We start from the raw sequence: 19,801 nt of genomic DNA on the forward strand, positions 1-19,801 counted from the left end.
TCACGAGGAGCCTCCAGCCATGGCTGAATTCTTTATCCGACGCCCGGTGTTTGCGTGGGTGATCGCGCTCTTCATCATCCTGACGGGGCTGATCGCGATCCCGCAACTGCCGGTCGCGCGCTACCCGTCGGTCGCGCCGCCGTCCGTCACGATCACCGCGACCTATCCGGGCGCCACGCCGCAGACGATGAACGACGGCGTGCTGAGCCTCATCGAGCGCGAACTGTCCGGCGTCAAGAACCTGCTGTACTTCGAATCGTCGGCCGATACGTCCGGCGCCGCACAGATCACCGTGACGTTCAAGCCCGGCACCAATCCGGAGATGGCGCAGGTCGACGTGCAGAACAAGATCAAGTCGGTCGAGCCGCGCCTGCCCGCAGCCGTGCGCCAGAACGGGCTGATCGTCGAATCCGCGTCGTCCGGCTTCCTGATGATCGTCGGCCTGCGTTCCGACAACGGCCGCTTCGACGAAGGCGCACTCGCCGACTACATGGCGCGCAGCGTCTCCGAGGAACTGCGGCGAATCGACGGCGTCGGCCGTGTGCTGCAGTTCGGCTCCGAACGCGCGATGCGCATCTGGGTCGATCCGCAGAAGCTGATCAATTTCGGCCTGTCGATGAGCGACCTGACGACCGCGATCGGCCAGCAGAACGTGCAGATCGCGCCGGGCAGCCTCGGTGCGCTGCCCGCGCTGGCGGGCCAGCGCGTGACCGTGCCGCTCACCGCGCAGGGCCAGCTCACGACGCCGGAAGAGTTCGCGAAGGTCGTGCTGCGCGCGAACGCGGACGGCTCGAAGGTCGTGCTCGGCGACGTCGCCCGCGTCGAACTCGGCTCGCAGAACTACACGTTCGTGAGCCGCGAGAACAACAAGCCTGCCACCCTCGTCGGCGTGCAGCTCGCACCGGGCGCGAACGCGGTGAAGACCGCGGACGCGATCCGTACGCGCATGGCCGAACTGAGCAAGTCGATGCCGTCCGGCATGACCTACTCGATCCCGCTCGACACGTCGCCGTTCGTGAAGATCTCGATCGAGAAAGTGCTGCACACGCTGCTCGAAGCGATGGTGCTCGTGTTCCTCGTGATGTACCTGTTCCTGCAGAACGTGCGCTATACGCTGATCCCGGCCATCGTCGCGCCGGTCGCGATGCTCGGCACGTTCACGGTGATGCTGCTGACCGGCTTCTCGATCAACGTGCTGACGATGTTCGGCATGGTGCTCGCGATCGGCATCATCGTCGACGATGCGATCGTCGTCGTCGAGAACGTCGAGCGCCTGATGGCCGAGGAAGGACTGTCGCCGAAGGACGCGACGTCGAAGGCGATGAAGGAGATCACCGGCGCGATCATCGGCGTCACGCTGGTGCTGACCGCGGTGTTCCTGCCGATGGCGATGGCGAGCGGCTCGGTCGGCGTGATCTACAAGCAGTTCACGATGTCGATGGCCGTGTCGATCCTGTTCTCTGCGCTGCTGGCACTGACGCTCACGCCGGCCCTGTGCGCGACGATGCTCAAGCCGCTCGAACCGGGCCACCACGAGAAGCGCGGCTTCTTCGGCTGGTTCAACCGCCGCTTCGATGTCCTGACGAAATGGTACGAGACGCGCATCGGCCGCCTGGTCGGCCGTACGGGCCGCGTGATGCTGGTGTTCGTCGCGATTTCGGGCGCACTGGTGTTCGGCTTCCGCAGCCTGCCGTCGTCGTTCCTGCCGGACGAGGACCAGGGCTACTTCATCACCAGCTTTCTGCTGCCCGCAGACGCTACCGCCGAGCGCACGCATGACGTGGTCAAGACGCTGGAGAAGCATCTTGCTTCGCGTCCGGCAATCCAGTCGAGCATTTCCGTGATCGGCTACGGCTTCTCGGGCCAGGGTTCGAACGCGGCGATCAACTGGTCCGTGATGAAGGACTGGAAGAACCGCGGCGGCTCGTCGACGATCGAGGAAGGCATGCTCGCGCAGCAGGCGATGGCCGGCGTGACCGAAGGCACGGTGATGAGCCTGCTGCCGCCGGCCATCGACGAACTCGGCAACAGCTCGGGCTTCTCGATGCGTCTGGAAGACCGTGCCAACCAGGGCACCGCGGCGCTCAAGGCGGCGGAAGCGAAGCTGCTCGAACTCGCCGCGCAAAGCAAGGTCGTGACCGGCGTGTACCCGGACAGCCTCCCCGCCGGCACGAGCATTCGCCTCGAGATCGATCGCGCGAAGGCGCAGGCGCTCGGCGTGTCGTTCACGACGCTCAGCGACACGCTGTCGACCGCGATGGGTTCGACCTACGTGAACGACTTCCCGAACGCGGGCCGCATGCAGCAGGTGATCATCCAGGCCGACGCACCCGCACGCATGCAGATCGACAACGTGATGAAGCTGTACGTGCGCAACGCGGCCGGCGGCATGGTGCCGATGTCCGAAGTGGTTCGCCCGGTATGGGCCGAGACGCCGCTGCAGATGGTGCGTTTCAAGGGCTACCCGTCCGCGCGCATCTCGGGCACCGCCGCGCCGGGCCAGTCGAGCGGCGCGGCCATGGCCGAGATGGAACGGCTTGCCGCGCAACTGCCGCCGGGCTTCGCGGTCGAGTGGACCGGCCAGTCGCTGCAGGAACGCCAGTCGGCATCGCAGGCGCCGATGCTGATGGCGCTGTCGATGATCGTCGTGTTCCTGGTGCTCGCCGCGCTGTACGAAAGCTGGTCGATTCCACTGTCGGTGATGCTGGTGGTGCCGCTCGGCCTGATCGGCGCGATCGGTGCGGTGCTGCTGCGCGGCATGCCGAACGACGTGTTCTTCAAGGTCGGGATGATCACCGTGATCGGCTTGTCCGCGAAGAACGCGATCCTGATCGTCGAATTCGCGAAGCAGTTGCGCGAGGAAGGCAAGGGGTTGATCGAAGCGGCCGTGCAGGCGTCGAAGCTGCGCCTGCGCCCGATCCTGATGACCTCACTTGCGTTCGGCCTCGGTGTCGTGCCGCTGATGATCGCGACCGGCGCCAGCGCCGAAACGCAGCACGCGATCGGTACCGGCGTGTTCGGCGGCATGGTGACCGCCACGGTACTGGCCATTTTCTTCGTCCCCGTTTTCTTTGTGTTCGTGATGAGCATCCAGGAGCGCATCGGCGCATGGCGGGCTTCCCGCAAGCAGCCGGCCGCCCCGACTCACGGACAGGAAGGTTGATGCCATGCGATTGCTTATTCTTCCCCTCGTCCTCGCCCTGTCGGCCTGCTCGCTCGCGCCGACGCTGGTCAAGCCCTCGATGCCGGTGCCGACGGCCTACACGGCCGCCGCGGCCGCCGACCTCAAGGCCAACGCGGCCGATCTCGGCTGGCGCACGATGTTCGGCGATCGCCGCCTGCAGCGCCTGATCGAGCTCGCGCTCGAAAACAACCGCGACCTGCGCCTCGCGGCGCTGAACGTCGAGGCGGCCGAAGCGCAGTACGGCATCCAGCGTTCCGCGCGCCTGCCGTCGATCGGCGCCGGCGCGAACTTCACGCGCCAGCGCACGTCGGACGACACGCAGTCGAGCCCGCCGCTGTTCGGCACAACGCAGAACCAGTACGGCGTGAACCTCGGCATCAGCGCGTTCGAGATCGACCTGTTCGGCCGCGTGAAATCGATGTCGGATGCGGCGTTCGCGCGCTACCTCGCGACCGATCACGGCCGCCGCGCGGTGCAGATCTCGCTGGTCGGCGGCGTCGCGGACGCGTACTTCGCGGAACGCCTCGCGCAGGAGCAGCGCCAGCTGTCCGAGCGCACGCTCGCCGACTGGCAGCAGTCGCTCGATCTCGCACGCCGCCTGAAGGATGCGCATCAGGCGAGCGGCGTCGACATCGCGCAAGCCGAAGGCCAGGTCGCAAGCGCCACGGCCGATCTCGAAGCGCGCACGCGCGCCGTCGAGCAGGCACGCAACGCACTGCGCCTGCTGGTCGGCACCGAGCTGCCGAAGGATCTGCCCGAGCCGGTGCCGCTTCAGCAGCAACCGGTGATGACGCAACTGCCGGCCGGCCTGCCCTCCGAACTGCTGTTCCGTCGCCCGGATATCCGGCAGGCCGAACAGAACCTCGTCGCCGCGAATGCCGATATCGGCGCCGCGCGCGCCGCGTTCTTCCCGCGCCTGTCGCTGACGTCGTCGATCGGTTTCCTCAGCCCGGCGATGGGCAGCCTGTTCGACGGCGGCCAGCGCACGTGGAGCTTCGCGCCGCAGGTCACGGTGCCGATCTTCCAGGGCGGCCGGCTGCGCTCCGAGCTGCGACTCGCCGAAGTGCGCAAGTCCAGCGCGGTCGTCGAATACGAACGCTCGATCCAGACCGCGTTTCGCGAAGTGGCCGACGGTCTCGCCGGGCGCGAAACCTTCGGCCGCCAGATCGAAGCGCAGACGCGCGTGGTCGGCTCGGCCGAACGCCGCACCGACCTGTCGAACCTGCGTTATCGCGCGGGCGTCGAGGGGCGGCTGGAACTGCTCGATTCGCAGCGGCAGCTCTACTCGGCACGGCAGGCGCTGCTCGACCTGCGTCGCAGCGAGCTCGGCAACGCCGTTGCGCTGTACAAGGCGCTCGGTGGCGGCCTGACCGACAAGGACGTCGCGCCGTCGCAGAGCGAGGTGCAGAACTGAACGAACGGCGCCGTTCCGCCCGTACAGCAGCAGATCGGGACGGCGCGATTCAGCCCGGCAACGGGCTGCCCCGATTGTTCGACATCGCACGGCACACTCCATGACCCATTCCCTGATACTGATTGCAGAAGACGAGCCCGACATCTCGGACATCCTCGATGCGTACCTGACGCACGACGGCTTTCGCACCTACCGCGTCGCCGACGGGCAAGCGGTGCTCGACGTGCAGCCGCACCTGAAGCCCGACCTGATCCTGCTCGACGTGAAGATGCCGCAGAAGAACGGCTGGGAGGTGCTCACCGAGCTGCGGCGACGCGGCAATACGCCCGTCGTCGTCCTCACGGCATTCGACCGCGACCTCGACCGGCTGCAGGCGCTGCACGCCGGCGCGGACGACTACATCGTCAAGCCGTTCAACCCGGCCGAGGTCGTCGCGCGGCTGCGCGCGATCCTGCGCCGGTCGGCCGCGCCGCCGGCCACGCGCATGCTGCGCGTCGGCGACCTGGAGATCGACACCGACAGCTATCTGGCCCGCGTGCGGACGGATTCCGCCGAGATCCCGATCACGCTGACGCTGACCGAATTCCGGCTGCTCGCACACATGGCGCGATCGCCGAGCCGCGTGTTCACGCGCGGCGAGTTGCTCGATGCATGCATGGCCGACGTGAGCGCGCTGGAGCGCACGGTCGACAGCCACATCTGCAGGCTGCGCAAGAAGCTCGAACAGGCCGGTGCACCGGGCATGCCCGAAGTGATGCGCGGTGTCGGCTACCGGCTGCGGGGCGTGCAGTGACGCTGCCGGCGAAGCCCGGCCGGCAAATCGGGCAGGCGATCGGCCTGGGCGCCATCGTCGCCGCATTGATCGCCTGCACCGCTGCGCTCCTCCTTTACGCGTTGCGTCACCCGGGTGCGTTGCCGCACGACGCAACGGCCGACGCGATGATCCACGATGCATCCACTTACCTGGTGCTCGCGACGGTGCTGTTCGTGTGCCTGCTGGCAACCGCGTTCGACCTGTTCCGGCAGATGCGCCGCACGCTCGCGGCGCTCGATGCGGTTGCCGACCACGCCGGCCGCATCGTCGCCGGCGGCTTGTCGGCGCGCATCGTTTCCCGCGACGGCTGCATGACCGGCCTGTCGCGCTTCATCGAGGACTTCAATGCGATGACTCATCAATTGAAATATCGGACTCCTTCCCATCCGGCAGCCGTCGCCGAAAGCAGCAGTCGCTCGATGCGCACGCCGCTCGCCGAACTCGAAACCCGGCTCGAAGCCATCAAGGCGCTCGCCCACGAAGACGGCACTTCGTCGCGCGACGCACTGCTTCACCAGGTCGACGACCTGTTCCGGTTCGTCGACGACCTTCAGGTTGCCGAACAGCCGGAGGCACTGACACTCGACCTATGCCCGACGGCGCTCGACCGCGAAATCGCCGGCGCCGTCGATTCGGTTCGCGAAGCGTTTCGTGAAGCGGGGTTCGTCATCGACCTGACGACCGACTCGACCGTCGTGACCTGCGACGGCGCGCGCATCCGGCAGGCCGTTCTCGCGTTGCTCGACGACTTGCGGCGCCATTCCGCGCCGGCCACGCTGAGGCTTTTCGTCGAAGACCGCGCCGCGGGCGCCGTCGTCCGGATCGAAAACGAAGGTTCACGACGCTTCGTCGAAACCGGTCTCGGCCTGTCCGTCGCGCGCGCGGTCGTCCACGCGCACGGCGGGCAGGTCCGCCATCTCGCATCGCCTGGCGGCGCTGCCGTTCTCGAGTTCGACATCCCGCGGCACGCGCCGGCGATTCGAGTGTTTCCTCGATAGCAACCGACCCATTACAAAACGAATCGGAAATGATCGGCGAACCGACTCCAGCATTACCTTTCCTGCCGGTTTCGAGCATTACAAAATGCCGTCGATATTTTCAAAATCATTTCGCTTTATTCGATTTAATTTTGTTTCATATAATCAAAAAAAGTTTGACACTCTGCTTTCGTTCTTGATACCGTCCGATGCAAGCAATCTGACGAATTGCTCACCACGCAATCGATTCCGCTCCACGTTTTTTCGCTTCCGCTGCACCGCAGTGCTCGCCGCCGGCTGATTCGTTCGCGCGCCGGCGCATGCAATATCCCGATGCATCTCATTGGACAGCTGTCATCCGGCAGCGGGCCGAAGGATCGAATCAAATGAGCAGGACAACGAAACTGTTGCTCTAGCAATCCCGCCCGCGCCAAGTCCGGCGCCGCTTTTCCTTTATCGCGTTTTCCGAATTTCGCCCCCGGAGCAAACCCATCTCTCCGGGTCGGGCGAAAGGCCCTGTCGCGTCCGTGCCATCCGCACGCATGCGACAGAACACGGCGGTGCATGACCCGCATCGCTGTCGACCGTTGTTGTTCGTGCCGTTCGATGTTCAACCGGAGGGGTATTTGAAATGAATCAGGTTGCAGACAAGAAACAAAAGCACATTCGCATCGTCAAGCTCGCATCCGCCGCCGCAGCCGTTGCGTCGTTCGGCATGGCGACCGCCCATGCCGCGCCGGCGGCCGGCTGGACGGAAACCCGCACCAAGGGGTTCCTGCCGCTGGTGCAACAGAGCGAAGCCGGTACGGCCGGCGCGCCCGCCGCGAGCACGGCGGCCGCGGCATCGGCGGCCGTCGAGCTCGCGCCCGGCGAATCGGTGGACATCGTGCTCGGGCTGACCCTGCGCAACGAGGCGCAACTCGACCAGTACCTGCGCGACCTGCATACGCCCGGCTCGCCGCACTACAAGCAGTTCCTCACGCCGGCGCAGTTCGCCGCGCAATATGCGCCGACCGACCAGCAGGTCACGTCCGTCGTCGCACACCTGCGCAAGGAAGGCTTCGTGAACATCGTGGTCGCGCCGAACCGCCTGCTGGTATCGGCGTCCGGCACCGCGGCGACCATCAAGTCCGCGTTCCGCACGACGCTCAAGCGCTTCACGCACAACGGCCGCAGCGTCTATGCGAATACCGACGCCGCGCAAGTGCCGAACGCGATCGGCGGCATCGTCGGCGCGGTGCTCGGGCTGCAGAACGTCGAGCTGATGCATACCGGTGCGGGCAGCAAGCCGCAAGGCAACACCAGCAACCTGACGATCCCGGCCGGCGCGTCGGCGGTGCCGCACAACCCGACCGAGTTCTCGTCGATCTACGGCGGCGACGGCACGCCGACGGCCTCGCAGACCACGGTCGGCATCATCTCCGAAGGCGACCTGTCGCAGACGGTGAGCGACCTCAATACGTTTGCCGCGAACAACGGCCTCGGCACGATCAACAGCACCATCGTGCAAACGGGCCCGGCAGGCAGTTCGTACACCGATACGTCCGGTACCGTCGAGTGGAATCTCGACAGCCAGTCGATCGTCGGCACGGCCGGCGGCAGCGTGAAGCAGGTCGTGTTCTACGCGGCACCGTCGATGACGCTCACGGCGATCACCGCCGCATACAACAAGGCGGTGACCGACAACGTCGCGAGAGTGATCAACGTGTCGCTCGGCGTGTGCGAATCGTCCGCGAACAGCACCGGCTCGCAGGCGACCGACGACACCATCTTCAAGCAGGCGGTCGCGCAGGGACAGACCTTCTCGGTCTCGGCCGGCGATCACGGTGCGTACGAATGCGCGAGCGGCACGCCGTCGCGCTCGACCTACACGGTGAGCGAACCGGCCACGTCGCCGTACGTGATCGCGGTAGGCGGCACGACGTTGTTCACGAATACGTCGACCAACGCGTACAACAGCGAGATCGTCTGGAACGATCCGAGCTGGCAGCCGGGCACCGTGTGGTCGACGGGCGGCGGGTACAGCAAGTACGAAGCCGCGCCGACGTGGCAGTCGTCGACGCTGACCGGATCGACCAAGCGCGCACTGCCCGACGTCGGCTTCGACGCCGACCTGCGCACCGGCGCGATTCTCGTCGTGAACGGCCAGACGTCCGACACGCTGTGGGGCTCGGGCTACCTGAACAACGAAGGCGGCACGAGCCTCGCCGCGCCGATCTTCACGGGCATCTGGGCGCGGCTGCAGTCGGCCAACAACAATGCGCTCGGGTTCCCTGCGTCGAGCATCTACAAGTACTTCCCGTCCAACGCGGCGCTGCTGCACGACGTCACGTCCGGCAACAACGGCAGCGGCACGTACGGCTACAAGGCGAAGGCCGGCTGGGACGCGACGACGGGCTTCGGCAGCGTGAACATCTCGAAGCTGAACGCGTTCATCCAGAGCACGTCGGATTTCGCGCGCTGATGAGCCGATGATCGACCCGGTTCCGGGTGCGCGTCGTTGGGCGCGCACGGAACCGCACGCAACCGCGTAAAAACCCGCGACAGGCGCGAGCCGTCGCGGGTTTTCTGCATTCCGCGCGATCCCGTGGAAACGCATCCGGCGCGACGGTACGCACGCCGACCTTGCAATCGTTGCGCCAGCAACTTTCAGATCGATTACCCGTCGGACACCCGCCCGCTTACGGACTGCAAGGTACACACTGTTACACAACACACCGACAACTTCCGCGCGTGTCGTGCGTTTAACTGAATATGACGATTCGTCGCGGGACTTCCGCCATGCGAACACGACCGCGCAGCCCGCGTGCCTGCCAACGCTGCCTCCACACCGAACGAACAACATGAACGACACACGTGCACACCGCCCTGTCAGAACGCTGATCGCGTCGTCCCTCATCGTGTCGCTGCTCGGCCTGTCGGCCTGCAACAAGAATGGCGACAACAGCCCCGCCGCACCGGCGCGCGACGCGAGCGCGGCCGCCGCGGCACAGCCGGCCTCGACGCCCGTCGCCTACACGCCGCCGAGCGCCGACCAGCTCTACCAGATGGTCGCGCCGATCGCGCTGTTCCCCGACAAGCTCGTCGCGCTGGTGCTGGCGGGTGCAACGTATCCGGACCAGATAACGGCCGCCAACAACTGGGTCACGCAGAATCCGGCCTTGAAGGGGCAGGCACTCGCGAGCGCCGCCGATGCGCAGCCGTGGGACCCGTCCGTCAAGGCGCTGACCGCGTTCCCCGCGGTGCTGTCGCAAATGGCGTCGAACCCGGCCTGGACCACGTCGCTCGGCCAGGCGTACTACAACGATCCGACTGACGTGATGAACGCGATCCAGGTGATGCGCCAGCGCGCGCAGAAGTCCGGCCATCTCCGTTCGGGCAGCCAGATGCGCGTCACGCAAGTCGCACAGGCGGCGCCGGCCGGCTATACGCCGGCCCCCGACGCGCCGGTCGTCTACGCCGGGCCCGCGATCGTGCCGCCGCCGCCGCAGGCCATCGAGATCGAGTCCGCGCAGCCGGATGTCGTGTACGTGCCGTCTTACAACCCGACCGTCGTCTACGGCGAACCGGTGTCGGCGTACCCTGGCTACGTATACCGGCCGCCCGCATACAGCACCGGCGAAGTCGTCGCGGCCAGCGTGATCACGTTCGGCGTCGGCATCGCCGTCGGCGCCGCGATCTTCGGGCACCACGACTGGGGCTGGCATGCATGGGGCATGAACTGGGGGGCGCCGCGTCCGGAAGGCCCGGGGTGGCACGATGGCTGGCAGCGCCCCGCCGTGGTGTACAACCACACCACGTACGTGACGAAGTCGACCACCGTGATCAACAACATCACCAACATCCGCAACACGCGCATCACGAACAACTACGGCGGCAGCGTCACCAACAACAACACGACGATCGAGCGCAATGCCGTACAGCCCGGTGCCGAACCGATGCGCGGACAAGCCATGGAGCAGCGCGCGGGCGCCGCGCCGATGACGATGCCGCACTTCGCCGCAAACGACGCGCGCCCCGGCACGCGGCCCGCGCCGGAAGCATTCGCGCAGAACCGCGCGAACGCGCCGCATGCCGTGGCACCGGCGCAGCATCCACCCGGCGCGATGCACGACGAGCGGCAGCAGGCAATGCGGCAGGAGCGCGCGGCCGCGCAGGAAAATCGTGCGGCGGCACAGCAACAACAGCAACGCGAGGAAATGCAGCAGCACGACGCGGCGCAACAACAGGAACGCGCGCAGGCCCAGCAGCATAACGAAGCGCAGCAGCAGCAACGAGCGGAAGCCCTGCAACGCAACGAGGCCCAGCAGCAACAACGCGCGGAAGCTCAGCAACGCAACGAGGCCCCGCAGCAGCACAAGGAGACGCAGCCGCACGCCGAAGCGCCGCCGCAGGAACACGCGGCACCGCGGCCTCGGCAACCGGCGGCAACCGAGCACGCGGCGGCTCCGCATCCGCACCCGTCCGATTCCCACCCGCAGCACGAGTCGCACGAGCATCATCCGGGGTAAGTCCCGCCGACGGTAGCGCGAATGCCGCGCTGCCGTCCGGCGATCCACCACTCAATCGGCCCAGTTCCGCACGTAGTCCGGCACGGGCACGTTGCCGTCGGCATGCACTGGCGCACCGCGTGCCGTCCTCAGCGGCAGGATTCCGGTCCAGACGGCAAGCGCCAGATCTTCGTCCTTGTCGGACGGCAGCGAATCGCTGATTTTCACGGCCGCTTCGTCCATGGAGATCCGCAGCACGCTGGTCGCATTGATTTCCTTCGCATTGCCCGGCCGCGCTTCATGCCTGCGGCCCGGCGCAATCTTGTCCATCAACGCATCCAGTGCCGCCAGTTTCTCCGCACCGCCCTCCACCACCTCGAACTGCCCGTAGATCACTGCCGAACGGTAATTCATCGAATGGTTGAAGGCCGACCTGGCCAGTACGAGACCGTCCAGCAACGTGATCGCGACGCAAGCCTGCGCACCCGCCGACAGCGCCTTGATCATCCGGCTGCCGTTGGATCCGTGGATATGGAGATCGTCACCTCGCCTCCAGTGCGCGGTCGGAATACAGTGCGTGTCCTGTCCGTCGCCGAACGCGATGTGACAGACGTAGGCCTCGTCCACGATGCGGTGGAGCATCGCGCGATCGTGACTGGCCAGCTCGGGCAAGCGGCGAATGGTCGTACGCGACGTGGGAGCGATGGCGGTCTGGTCTCTCATATATCTGGACTACGAAGTGAATTGAATCGGTAGCGCGCCGTATTCACGGCCGAATCGCCCGTCTCCGGGCTCGTCGACAGTCGCGTGTCAAATCGATCAGAATACGGACGTGCAGCGGGCCGCGGCGATCGCCGGCACGGCTTGCGCGCCGGTCTGCACCGCGAGAACGAGAACGATACGATGCGCGCGGCATCTTCAAAAGAACCAGCACAACGAAAATTTCTGGAACCAGCCTATGGATTTCGCGCTGCTCATCTCGTCGCTTGCCCGACAGGACGGCACGACCCGACACAGCCAGCAGGAAGCGCTGTACCGGGGCCTGCGCACGCTGCTGCTCGACGGGCACCTTCCGCCCGGTACGCGACTTGTGTCGACGCGCGTGCTCGCGGCCGAGCTGGGCATTGCACGCAACTCGGCGGTCTATGCGTACGAGCGGCTGGCGGAAGAAGGCTTCGTGGCCGCCACGCGCAACGGCACGATCACGCGATGGGACGGACGCGGCCGCGCGAGCGCCGCGAATGAAGACGGGCCGCCCGCGGTTCGGCTGTCGGCGCGCGTGCAAGGGCTGGAGAACGCCGAGCCCGAGCCCGAACGCATGCTGCCGTTCGTCCCCGGCCTCCCGTCACTCGACGAATTCCCCGTGGCGCAGTGGCGTCGTTGCATCGAGCGTGCGTGGAAAACCATCAAGCCCGCCCAGCTCGCATATGGGTCGGTCGAAGGGCTGCCCGAGCTCAGGCGCGCGGTGGCCGCGTACATCCGCGTGTCGCGAGGCGTGCGCTGCGACACGGGCCAGGTATTCATCACCGACGGCACGCAAGGCAGCCTCGAGCTGTGTGCGCGCATGCTCGCGAATCCCGGCGAATACGGCTGGCTCGAGAATCCCTGCTACAACGGCGCGCGGACAGCCTTCCGCTCGACCGGCCTGAATCTCGTGCCGATCGAGGTCGATCACGAAGGGATGGCGCCTACCGACGCACAGTGGCGTAGCCAGCCGCCCCGGCTGATCTATACGACGCCATCGCACCAATATCCGCTCGGCGCACTGATGAGCCCGGCACGGCGCGCAGTGCTCGTCGAGCGTGCGCGCGCGTGCGGTGCGTGGATCATCGAGGACGATTACGACAGCGAGTTCCGTCACGACGGCCAGCCGTTGCCCGCGATCCAGGGCCTGCATCCCGACGCGCCGGTCTGCTATCTCGGCACCTTCAGCAAGACGATGTTTCCCGCGCTTCGGCTCGGCTTCATGGTGGTGCCGCCGATCCTCGTCGATCGCTTCACGCGCACGCTGCGCGAACTCGTCCATCGCGGTCATGCGGCCGACCAGCTCGCGATGGCCGAATTCATCGACACCGGCCTCTTTGCACGGCACCTGCGCAGGATGAGGTCGCTCTATGCCGAGCGGCGCAGCAGCCTCGAAGCCGCCCTCGCGCGCCACCTCGGCACCGCATTGAGCGTGCGTGACAGCCCGGGCGGCATGCATCTGTCAGCGGATCTCACCGTACCGCTGCACGACACCGACGTCGCGCGCGCCGCGTCCGCGCAGGGCGTGCTGCTGCAGCCGCTGAGCAGCTACCGCGTCGGCGACGGCCGCACGTACAACGGCTTCGTGCTCGGCTATTCCGGGCTGGACGACGCGACGATCGACTCAGCAACGACGCAATTCGCGGCCGTCATCGAACGACTCGGCCGCACGCGCCGCTGAGCGTCGTTCACAGTTGCGACTCGATCGGAAACAGCCCCAGAAACCAGACCTCCATCCGCCGTGCGGGCGACACTTCCGGTTCGTGATCGATTTCGGTGACCTTCCCGTCCGCCTCGGTCTGAATCCACACGAGCCGCCCTTTCCCGGCCGCATCGGTCGTCGCCTCGACACGCCACGCGATCCGGTCGAGCCGCGCCTCGAGATCGTTCGCCACCTGCGACGCAATTGCCGGACTCTCGCAGTACACGCCGATCTCCGTATTGAGGTTCAGCGAGCGCGGATCGAGATTCATCGACCCGATGAAAATGCTCTGGTGATCGAACACGTAGGTCTTCGCATGCAGCGACGCGCGTGACGAGCCGATGATGACCTGCTTCGAAATGCTCTTGTCGCCCGACGGCCGCCGTTCGTAAAGCCGCACGCCGGCATTCACCAGGTCGCGTCGATAATGCCGGTAGCCGGCGTGCACGGCCGCCACGTCGGTCGACGCGAGCGAGTTGGTCAGCACCGTCACGCGCACGCCGCGCGCCGTGAGCGCACGCAGCCGCTCGACGACGTCCTTGCCCGGCACGAAATACGGCGACACGATCAGCAGGTCGTGCTGGGGCTGGAGCGCAAGCGCGCGCAATTGCGGCATCAGGTGCCCGTCGGCGTCCTTCGGCGCGTGCGCGATCTTCGACGGATCGTCGTACAGCACCGTCGCGCGCCCCCACGACAATTCGGTACCCTGCCCATGCACGATCCGGTCGAGCCGCTGCCGGGCCTCGAGTACGTACGGATTGTCCTCCATGGCCCTCAGGTAGTCGCGCAACCGTTCGCGCTCGCGATCGAGCCCACCCGGCGCCGCATCGTGTCCGACCAGCACGTCGATCGGATACGCGTACGGAGAATTCCAGAACGTATCGAATTCGGTCGAGATGTCCTTCACCGCCGGGCCGTGGACGACGACATCGAGATCGCCGAACTCCAGCATCGAAGAGGCACCGAAGTACTCGTCGCCGATATTGCGGCCACCGACGATCGCCACCTGGTTATCCGCGATCATCGCCTTGTTGTGCATGCGCCGGTTGACGCGCGCGAACTCGAATACCGTGCCGATCTTCTTGAACCGGCGCGAGGCCACCGGATTGAACAGCCGGATCTCGATGTTCGGATGCGCGCTGATCTCGAGCAGCTTGCGGTCGTCCGCGTTGGTGCCGAGATCGTCGAGCAGCGCGCGCACGCGCACGCCGCGATCGGCCGCACGCATGACCGCATCGGCCAGTTCGTGCCCGGTCAGGTCGTCGTGCCAGATGTAGTACTGAAGGTCCAGCGACCGGTCGGCCCGGTCGGCCAACAACACGCGCGCATCCAGCGCGTCGACCGGATCGGTCAGCAAATGGAACGCGTCCTGCCCGGGATGGGCGGCGGCCTGCTGCCGAAACGCCACACCGAGGCGCGTATTGTCGGTATCGACGAATGCATGCGTCGGCGTGCGGTCGGCCTGCGGCGGCAGGCTCGCGCACGCAGCAAGCATCAGCAACGACAGAATCGCACCCCACGAACGCAGCATGATCATGTTGGCCGCCCCCATTGTCGGGCGAAGTCGGATTGTGTTTGTTCTGGCTGGCTGCCGGACGGAGCGCGGCGCCGGTCCCCGGTGCGCGCGATGGAGCAGCATGCGACCGGATCGCGCCACAGCATACTTCGATTGATATCGGGTCGGCACGCTTTCGGCGTTTCCGCGGTGGCGAAGACGCGACATGCGGCGCCGGCGCGAACGCGCTCAATACGCTCGACCGCGTACCAAAGAAAAACCCGCGACGCCGTGCGGCATCGCGGGTTTCGCGGCTTCCCCGGACAACCGTGGAAGCGAATCTGGTGGGCCCCCCGGGAGTCGAACCCGGCACCAACGAATTATGAGTTCGCTGCTCTAACCAAGCATGAGCTAGGGGCCCAGACGAGAAGCAAAGCGTGCTACACGCTGTCCCGGCAACGAGGCCGGGCCGGCATTGTAACAACAAAGACGACAAAGGGAACAAACGCCACCGGCATCATGCGGATACCGGCGGCGTTCGTGGCAGAGACGCTGGAAATCAGTTCCCTTCGAGGAACGACTTCAGCTTGTCGGAACGGCTCGGGTGACGCAGCTTGCGCAGCGCCTTGGCCTCGATCTGACGGATCCGCTCGCGCGTGACGTCGAACTGCTTGCCGACTTCCTCGAGCGTGTGGTCGGTGCTCATCTCGATACCGAAACGCATCCGCAGCACCTTCGCCTCACGCGGCGTCAGCGAATCGAGCACGTCCTTCACGACGTCGCGCATGCTGGCATGCAGCGCGGCATCCGCCGGCGCGACCGTGTTGTTGTCCTCGATGAAGTCGCCGAGATGGGAATCGTCGTCGTCACCGATCGGCGTTTCCATCGAGATCGGCTCCTTCGCGATCTTCATGATCTTGCGGATCTTGTCTTCCGGCATCTCCATCTTCTCGGCGAGCGTTGCCGGATCCGGCTCGAGACCGGTTTCCTGCAGGATCTGCCGCGAGATGCGGTTCATCTTGTTGATCGTCTCGATCATGTGAACCGGAATACGGATCGTGCGCGCCTGGTCCGCGATCGAACGCGTGATGGCCTGACGGATCCACCACGTCGCGTAGGTCGAGAACTTGTAGCCACGACGGTATTCGAACTTGTCCACCGCCTTCATCAGGCCGATGTTGCCTTCCTGGATCAGGTCGAGGAACTGCAGGCCGCGGTTCGTGTACTTCTTCGCGATCGAGATCACGAGACGCAGGTTCGCCTCGGTCATTTCGCGCTTCGCCTGGCGTGCCTTCAGTTCGCCGGCCGCCATCTGGCGGTTGGTTTCCTTCAGGTCCTTCAGCGGCAGCACGACGCGCGCCTGCAGGTCGAGCAGGCGCTGCTGCTGTTCGCGGATCGCCGGAACGTTACGCGACAGCACCGCGCTGTACGAATGGCCTTCGGCCGTGATCTTCTCGGCCCAGTCGAGATCGGTCTCGCTGCCCGGGAAGCGCGCGATGAATTCCGAGCGCGGCATGCCGCACTTGTCGACGACGATGTGCAGGATCTGGCGCTCGACCTGACGCACTTCGTCCACCTGCGCACGCAGCGTGTCGCACAGGCGTTCGACGGTACGCGCGGTGAAGCGGATCGTCATCAGTTCGGACTGGATCGTTTCCTGCGCCTTCAGGTAGGCCTTCGACTTGTAGCCTTCCTTTTCGAACGCGCGGCGCATCTTGTCGAACCACTCGCTGATCTGCGAGAACTTCTCGAGCGATGCACGCTTGAGGGCTTCGAGCTGGGCGGCGTTCGCCGATGCCTGCGCGGCACCGTCGTCTTCCTCCTCTTCCTCTTCTTCCTCTTCCTCTTCGGCTTCCTCGTCCTCGTTCTCGATGGCTTCCGCTTCCTTCGCGGAGAAGCCGTCGGTATCGGCGGTGTCCGAAGCATTCGGATCGAGCAGGCCGTCGACGAGCTCGTCGACGCGGATCTCCTCGTTCGCGACGCGTTCGGCCATCGCGAGGATGTCGGCGATCGTCGTCGGGCACGCGGAGATGGCCATCACCATGTGGCGCAGGCCGTCCTCGATCCGCTTCGCGATCTCGATTTCGCCTTCGCGCGTGAGCAGCTCGACCGTGCCCATTTCGCGCATGTACATCCGGACCGGATCGGTCGTGCGGCCGAATTCCGAATCGACGGTGGACAGCGCGACTTCCGCTTCTTCCTCGACTTCATCGTCCGACGACGCGGCGGGCGCGTTGTCGTTCAGGAGCAGCGTTTCCGCGTCCGGCGCCTGCTCGTAGACCGCCACGCCCATGTCGTTGAACGTGCCGATGATGCCTTCGAGGGCTTCGGTCTCGGTGAAGTTGTCCGGCAGGTGGTCGTTGATTTCGGCGTACGTCAGGAAGCCGCGCTCCTTGCCGAGCTTGATCAGCGCGCGCAATTTCACGCGGCGCTCTTCGAGCTCCTCGGCCGTGCCCGGCGTGCTCGTCGCGAACGCTTCCTTCAGCAGCGCCTTTTCCTTGGCGCGACGATCGCGCACCTTGGATTTGCCCGGAGCAGCCGCGGCTGCGGGCTGCTCGTCGCTCTGATTTGCGTCGTCTTCGACGGATACTTCGTTCAGCTTTTTGGTCATGGAGTTCGCCGTACCGGCTATATCGACTCGCGGCTGCTGGACGACAGCCGGTTGAACCGTGGGTGCATGAGTAGTACGTACTGCCGTTTCGTCCGCGTCGGCAGTCGTGTCCCTTGCGCTTTTCGCACTTGCCCGCTTCGCCGCCGGCTTGGCCGGCCCGGAGTCGGGTCTGGCGGCAGCCCGTGTTCTGGCTGCCGGCGCCGGCGCAGCCTGAGCAGTGCCGGCCGCGGTTTTCTTTCCTGCTGGGGCTGACGTGGCTGAAGACGTTGTCCTGGTGGAAGAAGCAGACTTGGCCGCTGTGACCTTCTTGGTCGGCTCCGTCGAGCCCTTGCCTGCTGCTTTCTTTCCGCCTGTCGTCTTTGCCATCGCGATTCTCGCCTTTGCTTGGAAAACAAACCGCTGGAAACCTTATATTATAGCACGCTGGGGCGCCCTCTCTAAGCGCCCCGGCCGCCTACAGCCCGAGCCGACGTTTCATGTCGGTTCGCTGCTGGTTCAATTCCGTCAATTCAGCCAATTCCTCGGGGGTGAAGGTGGATTGCCGCGCCAGCCGGTCAAGCCGGTCGCAGCAGGCGTCGTAGCGCATCTTGAGCACCGCCGCCTGCAGCTCCTCCCCCGCGATGCGTTCCTGCTCACGCTGCCGCTCGGGCACCGTCTCGTCTTCCGGATTCTGTAACAGCAAATCGCGGACGTTTTCATCATAGTCCAGAATTTCGCGGAAGATTTCCTCGTAAGTCGCCCCGTTCGAGGACGTCCGCAGGACATCCGACAGCAGCCGGAACTCCGCGCCGTCGCCCAGCGCGCGCGCATGGTCGACGACTTCCGCGAACAGTTCGCCGATGCGCGGCAACGCGCGCAGGGTCGCAATCTGTTCGTCGTCGAGCTGCGACGCGATGCGCGGATGCATCACCAGCGTGCGCAACGCGCGCTTTTCGCTGTCCGTCACGCGCCGGCGCTCGCTGCGCGGGGGCGCCTGGCGCGGCGGCGCCGCGATCCGCGTATCGACGTCGGACAGCCCCGCGACCTCTTCGAACGGGATATCGAGGCGGTCCGCGAACATGTGCATGATCTGCGCACGCAACGCGTTCGCGGGCAGCGCCTGCAACAGCGGCTTCGCATCGAACAGCGCCTTCGCGCGCCCTTCCGGCTGATCGAGCGCCTTACCGGCAATCGCTTCGTTCAGCAGAAATTGCGACAGCGGCATCGCGCGCTCGACCTGCTCGGAGAACGCGTCCGCGCCGAACTCGCGTACATAGCTGTCCGGATCATGTTCGGTCGGCAGAAAAAGGAACCGGATCGTGCGATTGTCGCCCGCATGCGGCAGGCAGGCCTCGAGCGCGCGCCGCGCCGCCCGCCGCCCGGCCGAATCGCCGTCGAAACTGAAAATGACCGTGTCGGTCTGGCGCAGCAGCTTCTGCACGTGAATCGGCGTGCACGCGGTGCCGAGCGTCGCGACCGCGTTCGGGAACCCGAGCTGCGCGAGCGCGACGACGTCCATGTAGCCTTCGACGACCAGCACGTACTTGCGCTCGCGAATCGCGAGCCGCGCCTCGAACAGCCCGTACAGCTCGCTGCCCTTGTTGAACAGCGGCGTTTCGGGCGAGTTCAGGTACTTTGGTTCGCCGCTGCCGAGCACACGGCCGCCGAAGCCGATCACCTGCCCCTTCACGTTGCGGATCGGGAACATGATCCGCTCGCGGAACCGGTCGTAGCGGCGCGCGACGCCCTGCGCGTCGGTCTTCTCGCTGACGATCACGAGGCCCGACTCGACGAGCGATTCATCGCGATAGTCCGGGAACGCGGCTTCGAGGTTCTGCCAGCCGTCCGGCGCATAGCCGAGGCCGAAGCGCGCGGCGATCTCGCCGGTCAGGCCCCGGTTCTTCAGGTACTGGATCGCGACCGTCGCGCCGCGCAACTGCTTGCGGTAGTAGTCGCATGCGGCCGTCATCGCGTCGGACAGCGCGGTCGCGACCGATTTCGACACCGGCGCCGGATAGTCGCCGCCACCGCCTCCGCCCCCACCGCCGCGCATCGACGGTTCGTGCGGCACGGTCAGCCCGACCGACTGCGCGAGCTCCTGCACGGCTTCCGGGAACGTGAGCCCCGCGTGCTCCATCAGGAAGCCGATCGCCGTGCCGTGCGCGCCGCAACCGAAGCAGTGATAGAACTGCTTCGTCGGACTGACGGTGAACGACGGGCTCTTCTCGTTATGGAACGGGCACAACCCCATGAAGTTGGCGCCGCCCTTCTTGAGCTGCACGTACCGGCCCACCACGTCGACGATATCGACGCGGTTCAGCAAGTCCTGCAGGAAAGAATGCGGAATCACCGTGGGATCGAGCGAAAAAAGACAATACGACGCCCGGCGCA

The 19,801-nt window shown here is 65.9% G+C and carries 11 protein-coding genes and 1 tRNA gene; 7 read left to right on the top strand and 5 right to left on the bottom strand.

Annotated features, from left to right (window positions below):
* Nucleotides 1–19 precede the first annotated feature (19 nt).
* The 6 genes from AC5LXX_RS26280 (at nt 20) to AC5LXX_RS26305 (ending at nt 10,900) form a co-directional block, all read left to right on the top strand.
* Entirely contained in the window at nt 20–3,163 is a 3,144-nt protein-coding gene (locus AC5LXX_RS26280) for a multidrug efflux RND transporter permease subunit (protein ID WP_493411582.1), read from the top strand.
* A gap of 4 nt (nt 3,164–3,167) precedes the next feature.
* Complete coding sequence (locus tag AC5LXX_RS26285) at nt 3,168–4,598, top strand: efflux transporter outer membrane subunit (RefSeq protein WP_493411583.1); 1,431 nt, start codon at nt 3,168–3,170, stop codon at nt 4,596–4,598.
* 100 nt (nt 4,599–4,698) lie between these two features.
* On the top strand, nt 4,699–5,391 hold the full coding sequence (locus AC5LXX_RS26290; protein WP_493411584.1) for a response regulator: 693 nt from the start codon (nt 4,699–4,701) through the stop codon (nt 5,389–5,391).
* Nucleotides 5,388–6,410: a sensor histidine kinase gene (locus tag AC5LXX_RS26295; RefSeq protein WP_493411585.1), complete on the top strand. Its 1,023-nt coding sequence runs from the start codon at nt 5,388–5,390 to the stop codon at nt 6,408–6,410. The genes AC5LXX_RS26290 and AC5LXX_RS26295 overlap by 4 nt, the downstream gene beginning before the upstream one ends.
* Before the next feature lie 610 nt (nt 6,411–7,020).
* Nucleotides 7,021–8,853: a S53 family peptidase gene (locus AC5LXX_RS26300; RefSeq protein ID WP_493411586.1), complete on the top strand. Its 1,833-nt coding sequence runs from the start codon at nt 7,021–7,023 to the stop codon at nt 8,851–8,853.
* Between the two features lie 379 nt (nt 8,854–9,232).
* Nucleotides 9,233–10,900, top strand: a complete 1,668-nt coding sequence (locus AC5LXX_RS26305) for a DUF3300 domain-containing protein (RefSeq protein WP_493411587.1) — start codon at nt 9,233–9,235, stop codon at nt 10,898–10,900.
* A gap of 51 nt (nt 10,901–10,951) precedes the next feature.
* Here AC5LXX_RS26305 and AC5LXX_RS26310 read toward each other — a convergent pair whose 3' ends face one another.
* The gene (locus AC5LXX_RS26310) at nt 10,952–11,602 is read right to left on the bottom strand and encodes a pyridoxamine 5'-phosphate oxidase family protein (protein WP_493411588.1); all 651 of its coding nucleotides are present in this window, start codon (nt 11,600–11,602) and stop codon (nt 10,952–10,954) included.
* Nucleotides 11,603–11,837: 235 nt separating this feature from the next.
* Between AC5LXX_RS26310 and pdxR the strand changes: the two genes are divergently transcribed.
* Complete coding sequence (pdxR, locus tag AC5LXX_RS26315; RefSeq protein ID WP_493411589.1) at nt 11,838–13,304, top strand: MocR-like pyridoxine biosynthesis transcription factor PdxR; 1,467 nt, start codon at nt 11,838–11,840, stop codon at nt 13,302–13,304.
* Nucleotides 13,305–13,311: 7 nt separating this feature from the next.
* Here pdxR and AC5LXX_RS26320 read toward each other — a convergent pair whose 3' ends face one another.
* The 4 genes from AC5LXX_RS26320 to dnaG all read right to left on the bottom strand — a co-directional run bounded on the left by AC5LXX_RS26320 (nt 13,312) and on the right by dnaG (nt 19,760).
* Nucleotides 13,312–14,862, bottom strand: a complete 1,551-nt coding sequence (locus AC5LXX_RS26320; protein WP_493411590.1) for a phospholipase D family protein — start codon at nt 14,860–14,862, stop codon at nt 13,312–13,314.
* Between the two features lie 300 nt (nt 14,863–15,162).
* A tRNA-Ile gene (locus tag AC5LXX_RS26325) sits at nt 15,163–15,241 on the bottom strand.
* A gap of 138 nt (nt 15,242–15,379) precedes the next feature.
* On the bottom strand, nt 15,380–17,797 hold the full coding sequence (gene rpoD / locus AC5LXX_RS26330; RefSeq protein WP_493411591.1) for an RNA polymerase sigma factor RpoD: 2,418 nt from the start codon (nt 17,795–17,797) through the stop codon (nt 15,380–15,382).
* 88 nt (nt 17,798–17,885) lie between these two features.
* Nucleotides 17,886–19,760, bottom strand: a complete 1,875-nt coding sequence (gene dnaG / locus AC5LXX_RS26335; RefSeq protein ID WP_493403597.1) for a DNA primase — start codon at nt 19,758–19,760, stop codon at nt 17,886–17,888.
* Between the last annotated feature and the right edge of the window lie 41 nt (nt 19,761–19,801).

The organism is Burkholderia torrens (genome assembly GCF_984668525.1).